The sequence below is a fragment of the Mucilaginibacter sp. R-33 genome (genome assembly GCF_049949235.1).
GTDB lineage: Bacteria > Bacteroidota > Bacteroidia > Sphingobacteriales > Sphingobacteriaceae > Mucilaginibacter.
The window spans coordinates 5,052,341-5,067,347 of sequence record NZ_CP188089.1 but is presented as its reverse complement, the minus strand read 5'-3'; the positions used below and the strand labels follow the sequence as shown (position 1 = coordinate 5,067,347).

The 15,007-nt window shown below is 44.3% G+C and carries 13 protein-coding genes and 1 riboswitch; of the genes, 3 read left to right on the top strand and 10 right to left on the bottom strand.

Translation table 11 applies throughout. From position 1 onward, the window contains the following. Positions 1 to 24: 24 nt before the first annotated feature. The 6 genes from ACP26M_RS20790 to murQ all read right to left on the bottom strand — a co-directional run bounded on the left by ACP26M_RS20790 (position 25) and on the right by murQ (position 8,495). Complete coding sequence (locus tag ACP26M_RS20790; protein WP_110584101.1) at positions 25 to 582, bottom strand: hypothetical protein; 558 nt, start codon at positions 580 to 582, stop codon at positions 25 to 27. Between the two features lie 194 nt (positions 583 to 776). Beyond that, positions 777 to 1,733: a methylenetetrahydrofolate reductase gene (locus ACP26M_RS20785; protein ID WP_426582916.1), complete on the bottom strand. Its 957-nt coding sequence runs from the start codon at positions 1,731 to 1,733 to the stop codon at positions 777 to 779. 230 nt (positions 1,734 to 1,963) lie between these two features. Beyond that, positions 1,964 to 5,668, bottom strand: a complete 3,705-nt coding sequence (gene metH / locus ACP26M_RS20780) for a methionine synthase (protein WP_426582914.1) — start codon at positions 5,666 to 5,668, stop codon at positions 1,964 to 1,966. Positions 5,669 to 5,872: 204 nt separating this feature from the next. After that, positions 5,873 to 5,982, bottom strand: a riboswitch (SAM riboswitch). 133 nt (positions 5,983 to 6,115) lie between these two features. Further along, the gene (locus tag ACP26M_RS20775) at positions 6,116 to 6,847 is read right to left on the bottom strand and encodes a Bax inhibitor-1/YccA family protein (protein ID WP_426582912.1); all 732 of its coding nucleotides are present in this window, start codon (positions 6,845 to 6,847) and stop codon (positions 6,116 to 6,118) included. Positions 6,848 to 7,016: 169 nt separating this feature from the next. Further along, on the bottom strand, positions 7,017 to 7,583 hold the full coding sequence (locus ACP26M_RS20770) for a hypothetical protein (protein WP_176626583.1): 567 nt from the start codon (positions 7,581 to 7,583) through the stop codon (positions 7,017 to 7,019). Positions 7,584 to 7,685: 102 nt separating this feature from the next. Then, positions 7,686 to 8,495: an N-acetylmuramic acid 6-phosphate etherase gene (murQ, locus tag ACP26M_RS20765; RefSeq protein WP_426582910.1), complete on the bottom strand. Its 810-nt coding sequence runs from the start codon at positions 8,493 to 8,495 to the stop codon at positions 7,686 to 7,688. 108 nt (positions 8,496 to 8,603) lie between these two features. Between murQ and ACP26M_RS20760 the strand changes: the two genes are divergently transcribed. The 3 genes from ACP26M_RS20760 (at position 8,604) to ACP26M_RS20750 (ending at position 10,541) form a co-directional block, all read left to right on the top strand. Further along, a complete protein-coding gene (locus ACP26M_RS20760) occupies positions 8,604 to 9,902 on the top strand; it encodes a S41 family peptidase (protein ID WP_426582908.1) in 1,299 nt (432 codons plus the stop codon). A 36-nt stretch (positions 9,903 to 9,938) separates the two neighbouring features. Beyond that, the gene (locus ACP26M_RS20755) at positions 9,939 to 10,190 is read left to right on the top strand and encodes a hypothetical protein (protein WP_426582906.1); all 252 of its coding nucleotides are present in this window, start codon (positions 9,939 to 9,941) and stop codon (positions 10,188 to 10,190) included. Positions 10,191 to 10,304: 114 nt separating this feature from the next. Next, complete coding sequence (locus tag ACP26M_RS20750; protein ID WP_426582904.1) at positions 10,305 to 10,541, top strand: DUF7660 family protein; 237 nt, start codon at positions 10,305 to 10,307, stop codon at positions 10,539 to 10,541. A 73-nt stretch (positions 10,542 to 10,614) separates the two neighbouring features. Here the strand turns inward: ACP26M_RS20750 and ACP26M_RS20745 are convergent, their stop codons facing one another. From ACP26M_RS20745 to era, 4 genes are all read right to left on the bottom strand, one after another. Beyond that, a complete protein-coding gene (locus ACP26M_RS20745; RefSeq protein WP_188834107.1) occupies positions 10,615 to 11,559 on the bottom strand; it encodes an NAD(P)/FAD-dependent oxidoreductase in 945 nt (314 codons plus the stop codon). Between the two features lie 132 nt (positions 11,560 to 11,691). Further along, entirely contained in the window at positions 11,692 to 12,363 is a 672-nt protein-coding gene (locus ACP26M_RS20740; protein ID WP_188834106.1) for a hypothetical protein, read from the bottom strand. 231 nt (positions 12,364 to 12,594) lie between these two features. Beyond that, positions 12,595 to 13,896: a ribosome biogenesis GTPase Der gene (gene der / locus ACP26M_RS20735; protein ID WP_091173447.1), complete on the bottom strand. Its 1,302-nt coding sequence runs from the start codon at positions 13,894 to 13,896 to the stop codon at positions 12,595 to 12,597. A gap of 160 nt (positions 13,897 to 14,056) precedes the next feature. Continuing rightward, positions 14,057 to 14,932 carry a GTPase Era gene (era, locus tag ACP26M_RS20730; RefSeq protein WP_090533711.1) on the bottom strand — a complete coding sequence of 292 codons (876 nt, stop codon included), beginning with the start codon at positions 14,930 to 14,932 and terminating at the stop codon, positions 14,057 to 14,059. Between the last annotated feature and the right edge of the window lie 75 nt (positions 14,933 to 15,007).

Below are 15,007 nucleotides of genomic sequence, written 5' to 3'. Positions count from 1 at the left end.
GTCGGCGCCCTCTCATTTTAACCGTCAAAATAGCCTCAGTATGTACGAAGCCTCGTACAGAATAAAGATGATCACCAAAGCCGCATGAAAGTTTCGGTTCTCCACCTTAATGGCTATCATGCATAATATAAAATGGCTGATGTTGCGGATAGGATATTCGATATTGTAGTGATGCACATAGCTTGGCCCTTTTATTTCGGTATCAATAATATCGAGAAGGTAACTCGCTCCCAAAATGCTGAAGATCCATTTTCGGCGTGAGTAAAAGTAATCTTTGTAGCCCTGATAGTCTTTCAAATCATCAGGATACAGCAGTGCACAAACGCTGTAATAAGTTACTATGTAGATGATGATGAAAAAGTACTCGGCAAAAAGCCAGTGCTTAATTTCATGCAGGCTAATCTCCCACCACCAAAAGTGCAGCAGTAATATAAATACGTAAAGCGTCCATAGGTTATGCACCCAATAAGGTTTATCCCGGCCGGGATGCTGAATTTGTTTGGCTGCACCTTTAAGCAGGTGGGTAATACTAAGGCCCAATGTAATGCTGATAACAGCCTTGATGTGACTAAAAGTATCCATAAGCAGGTGTTAGATTGATAATTAAAAGTAAATATTTTAATTTATGATTCACAACAAGGGCAAAGGTTTATACGGGAAACGCTGTGAAAAAACATGTCATTGCGAGGAGGTACGACGTGGCAATCGCACACTATACAGGGCGGCTGTGCTTCCGTGCGGTTGCCACGCTACGTTCAATGACATATTGGAGAGGGCTAAAATATCGCCTCAGCAATTCGTTTAGTTGGTCCGGCGTTGCTCATGGTATAAAAGTGCAGTACCGGTGCTCCAAAGGCAATTAACTCTTTACACTGGTTAATCATCCATTCAATGCCTACTTCTTTTACTTCCTTTTCGGTGGCACATGCGTGGATGGCATCGCTCAGATCCTCGGGGATATCGATATGGAAGGTTTTTGATAATGTAACCAGTTGTTTTGACGATGTGATTGGTTTCAGGCCCGGAATAATAGGCACATTGATGCCATTGGCCCGGCAGCCATTCACAAACTCTTTGTATTTATCAATATCAAAAAACATTTGGGTTACAATGAACTGCGCACCCATCTCCACCTTTTGTTTCAGATATTTGAAATCGGTTTTAAGGTTAGGGGCCTCAAAATGTTTTTCGGGATAACCGGCAACGCCTACACAGAAATTTGTTTTGGCCGTATTGCCATGATCTTCATGTAAATAAATGCCATTGTTGAGGTTTACCACCTGTTGCAATAAGTCGGTAGCATAGCAATGGCCGTTGGGCGTAGGTACAAATGACGAATCACCAAGGCGGGCGTCACCACGTAATACCAGCACGTTTTCGATGCCTAAAAACTCGAGCTCAATAAGCGCATTTTCAGTTTCATCTTTAGTAAAACCGCCGCAAAGCAGGTGAGGCACGGTATCAACCTTGTACCTGTTCATGATAGCCGCGCAAATGGCAATGGTACCCGGGCGTTTACGGTACGATAATTTTTCGAGCAGACCACTTGGATGCTGCTTGTAAATAAAATCTTCGCGCAGGGTAGTAACGTCAATAAACGGAGGTTTAAACTCCATCAGCGGGTCAATTGCATTATAAATGCCCTGGATGCTCTGCCCCTTTAAAGGCGGGATCAGTTCAAAAGAAAAAAGTGTTTTGCCGTTGGCGTTTGCTATATGTTCAGGTATTTTCATTTGCCCCCTAACCCCCTAAAGGGGGAATTTTTTATTTAAGTTTTATAATTACAATTCGAGTTCCCCTCTTGAGAGGGGGCGCGGTGGATTTGTATGTTGGCAGGGGTGTGTTATGCGGCGTTTATTTTTCGCTTTGTTAACACACCCCTCCACCCCTCTCAAGAGGGGAATCGCACGTTCTCGCGCTTTTTCAATTTTCGCTTTCACTCCCCCTTTAGGGGGCAGGGGGGCTAATAATTAATATTCGGCCCTAACCATCTTTCTACATCCTCAAGCGGCATATTTTTCCTCATCGCGTAATCCTCCACCTGGTCCTTACTGATTTTGCCTAAGCCAAAATACCTTGCCTGCGGATGCGCAAAGTAAAAACCACTTACTGAAGCGGCAGGCAGCATGGCCAGGCTTTCGGTTAACTGCATGTTCGCGTTATCTTCGGCTTTAAGCAATTCGAACAGGGTAGTTTTTTCGGTATGGTCCGGACAGGCGGGATAACCCGGTGCGGGACGAATACCCTGGTATTCCTCTTTAATCAGCTCTACATTGCTTAATTGCTCGCCTTTGGCATAACCCCAATGTTCTTTACGCACCAATTCGTGCATTTTTTCGGCGAAGGCTTCGGCAAGGCGGTCGGCAAGGGCTTTGGCCATGATGCTGTTATAGTCGTCATGATCGGCCTCAAATTCTGCTACCAGCTTATCACAACCTAAACCGGTTGTTACGGCGAAGCCGCCGAAGTAATCAGGCACACCGCTTTCTTTTGGTGCGATAAAATCTGACAAGGCATAATACGGATCATTCTTCAACTTTTCGGCCTGCTGGCGTAAGGTATGGATGCGATTTAAAACTGTTGTGCGACTTTCATCGGTATATAATTCAATATCATCACCTACGGCATTGGCCGGCCAGAAGCCAATTACACCTTTCGCGGTGAACAGTTTCTGGTCAACAATACGTTTCATCAATACCTGCGCATCATCAAATAGTTTTTTGGCTTCAACGCCTACAAACTTATCGTCAAAGATCTTCGGATAGCTGCCGCGAAGTTCCCAGGTGTGGAAAAATGGCGTCCAGTCGATATAAGGCAGCAACTCTTCCAGCGGGAAATTCTCAAATACTTTGGTGCCTGTAAATGCGGGTTTCGGCGCCACATCGCCATCCAGGCTAATCTGGAATTTACCGGCACGGGCTTCTTCGATTGTTACGAAACGCTTGTCCGATTTTTTATTGGCATGTGCCTCGCGGGCTTTGGCGTATTCGTCTTTAATGCTCTGGATATAGGCATCCCGGTTGTCCTTGCTCATTAGATTGCTGCAAACGGTAACGCTGCGCGAAGCATCCAAAACGTGAATGGCAGCCCCGGAGTATTGCGGCGCCACTTTTACGGCAGCGTGAATGCGCGACGTTGTAGCACCACCAATGATTAGCGGAATGGTAAAACCTTCGCGTTCCATTTCCTTAGCAAAATGCACCATTTCATCAAGCGATGGGGTGATCAATCCGCTTAAGCCAATGATATCAACGTTTTGCTTTTTAGCCTCTTCAATAATGCGTTGCGCGGGCACCATCACCCCAAGGTCAATCACCTCAAAGTTGTTACAAGCCAGTACCACGCCAACTATATTTTTGCCGATATCATGTACATCGCCTTTTACGGTGGCCATTAATACCTTGCCGGCGTTGGCGCGCTGATCGGCATTTACGTTGTTCTTTTTTTCTTCCTCAATAAAAGGCAGCAGGTAAGCCACCGCCTTTTTCATCACACGGGCCGATTTTACCACCTGTGGTAAAAACATTTTACCGGCACCGAACAAGTCGCCTACGATATTCATACCATCCATCAGCGGACCTTCAATAACCTCAAGGGGGTTGCTGTAGGCCTGGCGGGCTTCCTCCACATCGTCGTCAAGGTATTCAACAATGCCTTTTACCAGCGAGTGGGAGAGGCGCTCCTGAACGGTGCCTTTGCGCCATTCTTCGTCGCGTACTACTTCTTTGCCTTTACTCTTAATGGTGTCGGCAAACTCAACCAGGCGCTCGGTAGCATCCGGGCGGCGGTTAAGGAGTACATCTTCTACAAGCTCCAAAAGGTTTTTCGGAATTTCCTCGTAAACCTCCAGCATCCCGGCATTTACAATACCCATATCCATACCCGCTTTAATAGCATGGTACAGGAAAGCCGAGTGCATAGCCTCGCGCACGGTATTATTACCCCTGAACGAGAACGAAATATTACTTACACCTCCGCTCACTTTGGCGTGCGGCAGGTTTTGTTTGATCCAGCGGGTGGCTTCAATAAAATCAACCGCGTAGTTATTATGTTCTTCCAGGCCGGTAGCAACTGTTAGGATGTTCGGATCAAAAATGATATCCTGCGGCGGGAATCCTACTTCGTTCACCAGGATCTCATATGACCGTTTGCAGATCTCGATACGACGCTCCAATGAATCAGCCTGACCGGTTTCGTCAAAGGCCATTACTACGGTGGCAGCACCATAGCTTAAGATTTTCCGGGCCTGTTCCTTAAATTTTTCTTCGCCCTCTTTAAGGGAGATAGAGTTCACGATACCTTTTCCCTGTACGCATTTTAAACCAGCCTCAATCACCGTCCATTTGGATGAGTCGATCATAATAGGCAGTTTGGCTATATCCGGTTCAGAAGCAACCAGGTTCAGGAATTTTACCATCACAGCCTCCGAATCAATCATGCCCTCATCCATGTTAATATCGATAACCTGTGCGCCGCCTTCAACTTGCTGCAGGGCAACAGATAAAGCAGCCTCATAATCTTCGGCAAGGATCAATTTGGAAAACTTTGGTGAACCGGTGATATTGGTACGCTCACCCACATTAACAAAAATGCTTTCGGGTTTTATGGTAACGGATTCCAAACCGCTCAGGCGCATGTCCGGCTCAATTTGTGGGATAGGGCGGGGCGGATATTTGGCAGCCTTATCGGCAATGCACTTAATATGCTCGGGTGTGGTACCGCAGCAGCCACCAACAATATTAACCAGGCCGGCTTTGATAAAATCGTCAACCTGGTGAGCGGTTTCATGCGGAGTTTCATCGTATTGACCAAACTCGTTGGGTAAGCCGGCGTTTGGATAGGCCGAAATAAATACACCTGCTTTTTCAGAAAGCTCGGCAAGGTGCGGGCGCATTTCCCGGGCACCCAAAGCGCAGTTTAGGCCTACCGATAGCAGGTTGGCATGGCTTATCGAGTTCCAGAAAGCTTCGACAGTTTGCCCGGAAAGGGTACGGCCTGAAGCATCGGTAATAGTACCTGAGATCATGATACCGCCCGAATCCCTGAAAGCGGGAAAATCCTTACCTGCAGCTTTACATTCCTGCTCATAACGTTTTATGGCAAACAGCGCAGCTTTGGCATTAAGGGTATCAAATATGGTTTCAACCAACAACAGGTGCGAACCACCGTCAACCAAACCCCGTACCTGGTCATAGTAGGCCTCGGCCAGGTCATCAAAGGTAACGGCGCGATATCCGGGGTCGTTAACGTCTGGCGATAAGGAAGCAGTACGGTTGGTTGGGCCGATGGCACCGGCAACAAAACGCGGCTTTGCAGGGTTGCGCCGGGTATATTCGTCGGCTACCTCGCGGGCAATGCGTGCGCCTTCGTAGCTTAGTTCATAGGCCAGTTCTTCCAGGTGATAATCGGCAAGGGAAATTACCTGTGTGCTGAAAGTGTTAGTTTCAATGATATCCGCACCGGCATCAAGATATTCGGCATGGATGGCTTTGATAATATCAGGGCGCGTGATATTGAGCAGGTCGTTATTGCCCTGCAGGTCGCTATGATGATCGCGAAAACGCTCGCCACGAAAATCCTTCTCGGTAAGCTGGTACCTTTGGATCATGGTACCCATTGCTCCGTCAATCACCAGGATGCGTTTCTGTAATTCTTTTCTAATGTCCATTTTTTGAGATGTGAGATATGAGATTTGAGACGTGAGATTTTAGCGGAGAGAACCTTGCTAAAACATCATGTCTTTCACCTCATATATCTGATAAAAAGACATTAAACAGGCGATTGAAAGAGCCGAAGCTATCTCAAATCTCACGTCTAATATCTCAAATCTAAATACAGCTTATCTCGAAAAGTCGGGTGTTGTTATGACTTTCGCTTATCTGTCCGGGCGCGTAATTGCTGCCTGGTAGAATGTAGCACCTTGTGAAGCACAGGTTGCTAAGACATCGCAGGGTCTAATCCCTCCGTCTTTCTCCATAAGCAGTGCAAAGTTGCGCAATAAAGTTATCATTTGCAAGTGTATAACATACGCTAAATATCATGCCTAAGCCACATTGTTAAACAAAAAAAGCCGCCTTTTGCGGAGGCAGCTTTATGATTGAATTTCTTAATGAGATTATCTTCTTCTGCCGAATAAACGGAGGAGCATAAAAAACAGGTTGATCAGTGTGATGTACAATGTTAGCGCACCCATCAGGGCCAGTTTTTTCGAGCTTGCATCACCGTATTCAATACCTGCTCCAATGCGTTTTAACATTTGCATATAGTAGGCAGTTAAACCAGTAAATACAGCTATGCCTATGTAGCTGATGATGTAACTCATTTGTTCGCTGTGCATAAAGAAGTTAGCTAATGAAGCTACAAAAATCCCAATGAACAGGATGTACATGATTGAACCAAACTTTGTTAAATCCATCTGGGTAGTATAACCGGCAATGCCCATAATACCGAAAGTTACTGATGCGGTAATGAAAACACCCAATATTGATGCAGATGTGTAGATCAGAAATATCAAACTTAAGCTGATGCCAATAAGTGTTGCATAAGCTACGAAAAGCAGCACCAATACCGGATAAGAGATTCGGTTATAGCCAAATTGCATTACCAATGAAAACGCCAGTGGCGAAAACAGCGCAAAATAGCCAAAACCCGTAAGGCCGCCTGTTGGTGCAACGATCAGACTGATCAGGCCCATATTCAAAAATAGATAAACTGTTATCGCTGATACGCCAAGTGCAACGAACATCCAGCTGAAAACGCCGGCCATAAACCTGCGTGAATCAACTTCTGATTGATCCCTAACTTCGATTACATTATCGAAGTTGTATTTAGATTCTTTAAATTCCATTTTGTGTTAAAAATTATAGTACGAATATATAAATAAAAGGTGAATACAGCATGAAGAAGCAAGACTGCAAGAATCAAGAGTCAAGAAACAGGAAAGTTTTCCGAAATGTCTTGTCTCTTGATTCTTGCAGTCTTGATTTCTGTTCTTCCTGCTTCTTGACTCTGTACCCCTAATTCAATCTCCTCATCAACTGCTCTTCAACCTTTTTGAAAACCTGTATGGGTTTCAGGGTACGCCAGCCAAGGCTATCGAGTTCGCCGCCAAAATTGATGTAATAGTCGATATTGCTGTGTTTAAATTCGTCTATCACGTGTTCGCGGAAGTTGATGCCTGCTATCCAGCCGTCTTCCACGTCCTGGAACCACTCTTCGTAATAGCAATCATCGCTTGAATGAAAGTTGAGTACGTTTTCGCCGATCAGGATAAAATGGCTGATGCCATTATCTATCATCAGGTCGAGCAGCTCACGCTTCAGCAGCATAATGTCGTTGTTTATGGCGTCATTCCATTCACCTATCAGCTCAATAATAGTGTAGCCTTTATCATAATCGGCAAAAAGCACTTTTAAATAAAGGGTATTGGAGCCGAATGAGTCCCATTGCGGGTGCAGCAGGTAATTGTATACCTGCTTGTCAAATTCAAACTCGCTGTATTCTGTCGCGTAGAAAGGCGAAAACTCATCTTCTGATGCCACGTAATCGTCTCTCCAGCGGTAATATGGTTCAATATCGTGCATGTTTTTGATTTCAAATTGTCTGAACCCGAATTTTTTGAATTTGAGAATTTATCGAATACAAACATCTTCAAATTTCCAAATCAACACATCTTCAAATTCAGTTTATTTTTTTAAATAATGATCAACAGCGCTTCGTACGCTGCCGTATTGTTTCAGTAACCCGGCTGCTTCTTCTTCGTTCAGCCCGGTTTCGTCCATTACCATGCGGGTGCCCCTGTTCACCAATTTGTGGTTGCTCAATTGCATATCAACCATCCTGTTCCCTTTTACGCGGCCAAGCTGGATCATTACGCTTGTGCTCAGCATATTTAAAACTAATTTTTGCGCCGTGCCTGCTTTCATGCGGGTTGACCCTGTTAAAAACTCAGGGCCTGTTACTACTTCAACCGGGTACTGTGCCACAGCCGCTACCGGACTGCCGCTGTTACAAACAATACAGCCGGTAACTAAATTATGCTCATTAGCTGTTTTTAAGCCGCCGATCACATACGGTGTAGTGCCCGAAGCGGCTATGCCAATAACCACGTCTTTATCATTAATGTCGAAAGCTTCCAGATCTTTCCAGGCCTGTACAGCATCGTCTTCAGCAAATTCTACCGCTTTGCGGATCGCGCCATCGCCGCCTGCTATCAAGCCCACCACCATATCAAACGGAACGCCGAATGTTGGCGGGCATTCCGATGCATCAACCACGCCTAAACGGCCACTGGTACCGGCGCCTATGTAAAATAAACGTCCGCCGTTTTTCATCCTTTCTGCGGTGATAGTTGCCAATGCTTCTATCTGCGGCAGGGCCTTTTCCACAGCAAAGGGAACAGTTTTATCCTCGTTATTAATGTTTTCTAAAATTTCCCTTACGGTCTGTTTTTCGAGGTTTTTGTAGTGCGATTCCCTTTCAGTAGTGGTTTCCATTGCCTATTTTCAAATAATTTATAACAAAATTCGGTAAAAATCATCAAATGCAAGGGTGCGGGTAAAAATTATTGACCCTGCAATTATTAACTTTGTGTGTAATAAGTTATGAAGAGGACCGCGGGTGTAATTTTCCGGACAATAATCCTGCTGCTGGTAGGGGTGATGATAGGCCAGGTGCTTAACAAGGATTTTGCCGCGCATAACCTTGGCTTCTCCTTTGTGAGCAATAGTAAAATAGCAAAGGTGCTGCAACTGGTTGACCGCAACTATGTTGACAGCGTTAATATCGATAGTATTGAAGGCGTGTCGGTAAATAACCTGCTTCAAAACCTTGATCCGCATTCGCTTTATTTACCGCAGCAGCAGGCGCAATCCATCAATGAACGGTTAGACGGTGGTTTTAACGGTATCGGTATCGAATACCAGTTACTTCGTGATACACTGATCATTACGCAGGTTTATGCCGGCGGTCCGGCCGAAAAAGCGGGCTTACTGGTGGGCAGTAAGGTGATCAATGTCGACGATAAAAAGTTTTCGGGCAGCAAGCTAACAGCCACCCGTATAAATAGTGTTTTCAGGGGCGAAAAGGATGCTGAAATAAAACTGAGTGTTGTGCCTCCGCTGAGCAAAGATTTAAAAATACTTACGGTTAAACGGGGGCATGTTGACCTGAGCAGCGTTGATGCTGCCTATATGGCCGATGCTAACACCGGCTATATCAAGATCAGCAAGTTTTCGGCCACTACCGACCTCGATTTCAGAAAGGCTTTAACGGCGCTAAAAGTTGACGGTATGAATAAATTGCTGCTCGACCTGAGAGGCAATGGCGGTGGGTACCTTAATGCTGCTACTTCATTAGCCGATGAGTTTTTAACTGATGGAAAGTTGATAGTTTATACCAAAGGTATTCACGAGCCCCGTACTGATTACTTTGCCACCGATTCGGGCATGTTTCAGAAAGGGAAACTTACCGTGCTTATTGATGAATATTCGGCCTCGGCCAGTGAGATTTTAGCAGGGGCCCTGCAGGACCTTGACAGGGCTACTATTGTTGGTCGGCGATCATTTGGTAAAGGTTTGGTACAGCAGCAGTTTGCTTTTGACGATGGTTCGGCAGTTAATTTAACAGTGGCCAGGTACTATACCCCTTCGGGCCGCTCTATCCAGAAATCATACAAAAACGGGGTTGACAGTTATCGCAATGAACTTGCCCAGCGCATGCAAAAAGGTGAACTTTTTTCAGAACAAAGCAACCTTAACGATAGTGTTTTTAAAGGCACCCCATCATTCCATACTTCAAGCGGGCGTAAAGTTTTTAGCGGCGGAGGCATTATGCCCGATGTTTTTGTACCGGCGGATACCAGCAAATTCACCCCGCTTATCCAGGACCTGAGCCAGCAGTAATTATTTACCGCTTACGTTGTTGACCGCCAGCAGCAATTGCTTAAAAAATACCCGACTGAAGCTGAGTTTTTAACTCAATATGCTGTTAATAATGACGAGGTCGATAAATTTATACTGTATGCCTCGCAAACCATTAAAGAAATGGATTCGCACGAAGTACAGATCTCCAGGGAGCCGATAAAAACAATCCTGAAAGCCCAGGCGGCCCGCTTTAAATGGGGTGATAACGCCTACTTTAAAGTGATCAACACGGGTGATGTAACCTTTAAAAAAGGGTTGGAGCAGTAGATGATTTAAGCTCAAATAAAAAACATTTCAATAGGGTAGGGAATAAGTAGGGTGAGGATAAAAAGAAATCGTCCATACCTTGCAAAGAAACCAACTATCTTCAAGGCTTGATTTATGAAAAATTTAAACTTGAAAGATGATTTTGTACAATTCATGTCTTCATTGATCAATGACTTGAAAGATAACCCTGATAAATGGGAAAACAAGTCTTTGTTAGATTACCTTGAGGGAATCCAAAGTTGGACCGATGACATGGAAGGCTATTATCTGAATAACAACCTCCCAGTTCCCGAAAATGTAAATTGGGGCGTTTTTGCCGACATCCTCACTGCCGCGAGAGTTTACGAATAAGTATTTATTGGGTTGAAGTGCCCTGAAACTGGTGCTGGAAATTTTTTGTTGCGACCAATATACAGCGCTTTGCTTATTCATGGGAATGACAATCGCTTTTAATTTTATTCTTTTCCCACCAGAAAACCTCATTAATCAATTCCAAATTTGCCATAACGCCTGCCATGCCGCCGCTGTTAACCGCGTTGGCTATGGAGCGAATGCCTGAAGCACTGTCACCGGCGGCATAAACGCCGGGTACCGTTGTTTTTTGCTGTGCATCAACCTGGATATGGCCCTGATCGGTAAATGAGCAGCCTAATTGTAATGCAATATCACTGTGTTGCACAAATGGGAGCCTCGCATATAATGCCTTAAGTTTTATTTCGGAGCCGTTTTGCAAATGGATGGTAGTTATCTGGCCGTCATGATGATCAAACGCTGCTATTTCCCCCTCAATAATTTGTATATTATTATGACTGATAATGGATTGCTGATCTCCTGTCAAAGTTGATTTTCCGTTAGTGAACAGAATGAGATCTTTTGTCCAGTTTGAAATAAGTTTGGTCAGCTCAAAAGCCATTTCGCCGTTAGCAAATATGCCTGTAGGCTGATAACCGTATTCATAACCATGGCAATAGGGGCAATGAATAATCGATATTCCCCAGCATTCGGCGAAGCCGGGAATATCGGGCATTTGGTCTTTAATACCGGCAGCAAGGATAATTTTCTTTGCGCTGAATGTTTCACCGGATATTGTACTAACCTCAAAGCCCTTAGTTATTGGTGTACATTGAGTGGCCTCACTATGGAGCAGCGTGATAGTTGGGTATTTTAAAGTTTGTTCGCGGGCAATAGTCAAAATCTCGTGTGGAGTTTGACCATCGCGAGTAAAAAAATTGTGTGAGTGTGGCGTTTGGCGGTTGCAGGGCAAGCCACTATCAATAATTAATACTTTACGCATGGCACGGCCCAAAGCCATGCCTGCAGATAAACCGGCGCTGCTGCCGCCGATAATGATCACATCAAAATCCTTCATATGATATTGCGGTTAATTATGGATAAAGGTAAATGACAAAAACACAAAATGCAACCATGTTGCATTTTGTGTTTTTAAACTGACAAAGTAGAATGGCCGGCTGGCTAAAGAAATGCCAATTGCGCCGGTATTTTATTTTTTATTGGTTTTGTTCAGTGTTAATAATCCGTTGAAATAGGATAATAGTTTTCGGTTATCATCCTGAATGTAGGCCACCGGATAATCGTAATTCATAAAAGTAACCTTCCAAACTTTGGCAAAATGAGGCTGGTCAGGCGTATCCGGCGTTAGGTTGTAATACCCGAACTCCGCATTAAGGCATGATGATTCATTAACGCGGTTATCAATGGTATAGCCATCTTTTTTAAAAGCATCAATAAAAATTTTACGTATTTGGGGCAGCGGAGCCGTTGCCGTAGTATTCAGGCTAAGTGTGCCATAGCGCCGACCAATGGTAGTTGCGAAAACTTCGTTCCTGAAATGATAGCCTATTCCCGAATTAAAGATGGGCAAACCTTTGCTTTCTTCATAAGCTATAACATGCTGGTAGATATTAAGCGGGCCATTATTGCTTATGCTATCGTTTAAAATAACTCTATATATCACCAGGCCGTTAACCGGGATATTATTTTTTTGCAGGAGCGTAATAGCCGCTGCCAGTTCAACTTTATTGCTGTCGCTGTAATCACGTTTAACGCGATTGATGCAGCCATTATCTTCTCCGCCGGCAGCTGATAGCTCACCTTTTTTGCATGCCGTAAAAGCAGCCAGTACTATTAGTACTAAACAGTAAAACTTTTTCATGAAGTGTAAAGTATTGAGGTTTAGTGGTATTACGGAGCGGGAGATGGAAACGTAACAACGAGGGGGTAAAAAACGTCATTGCGAGGAACGAAGCAATCGCGGACTAAGCAGGGCGTACCTTCAAATAGGAGATTGCTTCGTGCCTCGCAATGACGCGGTGGTGAAACTTTGTAAGTCTGGATTTGATAGATCAAATTCAAGGTAATCCTCAAATCCTAAAAATCAAGGTTCTTACTTCTGCCTGAACCATACCTGCACCGGGGCGCCCGAAAAATCAAAATTTTCGCGGAGCTTATTTTCGATAAACCTATAATAAGGCTCCTTTACGTATTGCGGCAAATTGCAGAAAAAGGCAAACATTGGCGAAGTGCCGGCAATTTGGGTAATGTATTTTATTTTAACGTATTTACCTTTTATTGATGGCGGAGGATAGTTTTCGATGATAGGCAGCATCACCTCGTTCAGTTTGGAAGTCGGGATTTTACGTGCGCGGTTTTGGTAAACCTGGTTGGCTACATCAATCACCTTTAATACCCTTTGCTTTTCGGTAACTGAGGTAAATACAATAGGCACATCGGTAAAGGGGGCTATCTTATCGCGGATCTGCTCTTCAAAAACCTTGATGGTTTTGCTGTTCTTCTCAATCAAATCCCATTTATTCACCACAATTACTACGCCTTTTTTGTTCTTTTCGGCCAGGTGAAAGATATTGATGTCCTGCGATTCAAAGCCTTCAACCGCATCAATCATCAGGATAATTACATCGGCTTCTTCCAAAGCTTTGATGGTGCGCATTACCGAGTAAAACTCAATGTTTTCCTTAACCTTGGTTTTTTTACGCATCCCGGCTGTATCTATCAGCATAAAATCATGACCATACTGGTTATAATGGATATGGATAGAGTCGCGGGTGGTACCGGCAATAGGGGTAACTATGTTACGGTCTTTACCGATAAGTGCGTTAATGATAGATGATTTACCCACGTTGGGGCGACCGACAATAGCATATTTAGGGCGGGTGTTTTCTTCCAGTACTTCGTCTTCAAAGTGTTTTACCACTTCGTCGAGCAATTCGCCGGTACCTGAGCCGGTCATTGATGAAATGCTGTAGATTTCGCCAAGGCCGAAGCTGTAAAACACCATAGCATCGGCAACCTGGTTGTTATTGTCCAGCTTGTTTACTACCACAAAAACAGGTTTATTGCTTTTGCGCAGGCGGTTGGCAATCTCATCGTCCAGATCGGTGATACCGGTTGTAACATCAACAACAAAAAGGATCACTGAAGCTTCCTCAATGGCAATATCAACCTGCTCGCGAATGGCGGTTTCAAAAACATCGTCGGAATTAGCTACATAGCCGCCTGTATCAATAACGGTAAAATTGTGGTTAAGCCACTCGGCAACGCCGTAATGCCTGTCGCGCGTGACACCGCTAAAGTCATCAACAATGGCCTTGCGACTTTCGGTTAAACGGTTATATAATGTTGATTTGCCTACGTTGGGCCTGCCCACAATGGCTACTATGTTACTCATGCTTTTTTATTAAGAGTCAGGATGCAAGAAATCAAGATTCAGGAATACAAATCTATCTAACTTAACAACTGCTTCTACGAAATTTTTAATTTTTATTAATTAAAGGTCAAGATGTTGGATTATCCTGCATCTGATTCTAAAAGTCTTGGTTCTGTTCTTTCTATTCGTACCCGAATTGTTTGAGGTAATTCTTTTTGGTACGCCAGTCAGGGATCACTTTTACAAACATTTCCAAGAAAACCTTTTGCTGAAAAAAGTCTTCCATGGCGCGGCGGGCATAGGTGCCGGTAATTTTTAACATTTCGCCGCCCTTGCCTATGATGATGTTCTTTTGCGATTCGCGTTCCACAATAATCTCGGCGCTGATGCGGTAAAGCTTTTCGCCCTCAATAAAGGCGGTTACAATAACCTCGGTGCTGTACGGAATTTCTTTCTTGTATTGCTTAAACACCTGTTCGCGGATCATTTCTGAAGCGAAGAAGCGGTCGTTACGGTCAGTTAACGCATCTTTTTCGTAATAAGCGGCATGCTCCGGCAGGTTTTCGATCACGAAATCCATAATGGCCTTGATGTTGTGGCCATGCAGTGCCGATATGGCGAAGATGGCTTTAGGGTTTAATTTTTCCTGCCAAAATTCAACTTTCTTTTTTACGGTTTCTTCATCGCTTTGGTCAATTTTGTTGATGAGTACGGCAAGAGGCGCTGATGAACGCTCCAATTTTTTAAGAACGTCTGCTTCATCATATTCCTCATAAATGTCGGTAACCAGCAAAATAAGGTCGGCATCAACAATAGAGCCGTCAACCTGGTGCATCATGCTTTCGTGCAGGGCGTAGTGCGGTTTGATAACACCAGGGGTGTCCGAAAACACGATCTGGTAGTTTTCGTCATTCACAATACCCAAAATGCGGTGGCGTGTAGTCTGCGCTTTAGGGGTGATGATGGACATTTTTTCGCCCACTAGCGCGTTCATAAGGGTTGATTTCCCTGCGTTGGGTTTACCTATTATACTTACAAAACCTGCCTGATGAGCCATAAAAAAATAATTAAAAATATATTTGGACTGCAAAGAAACGAATTATATCTTTGCAGTCCAATTAAAACGGAGTGC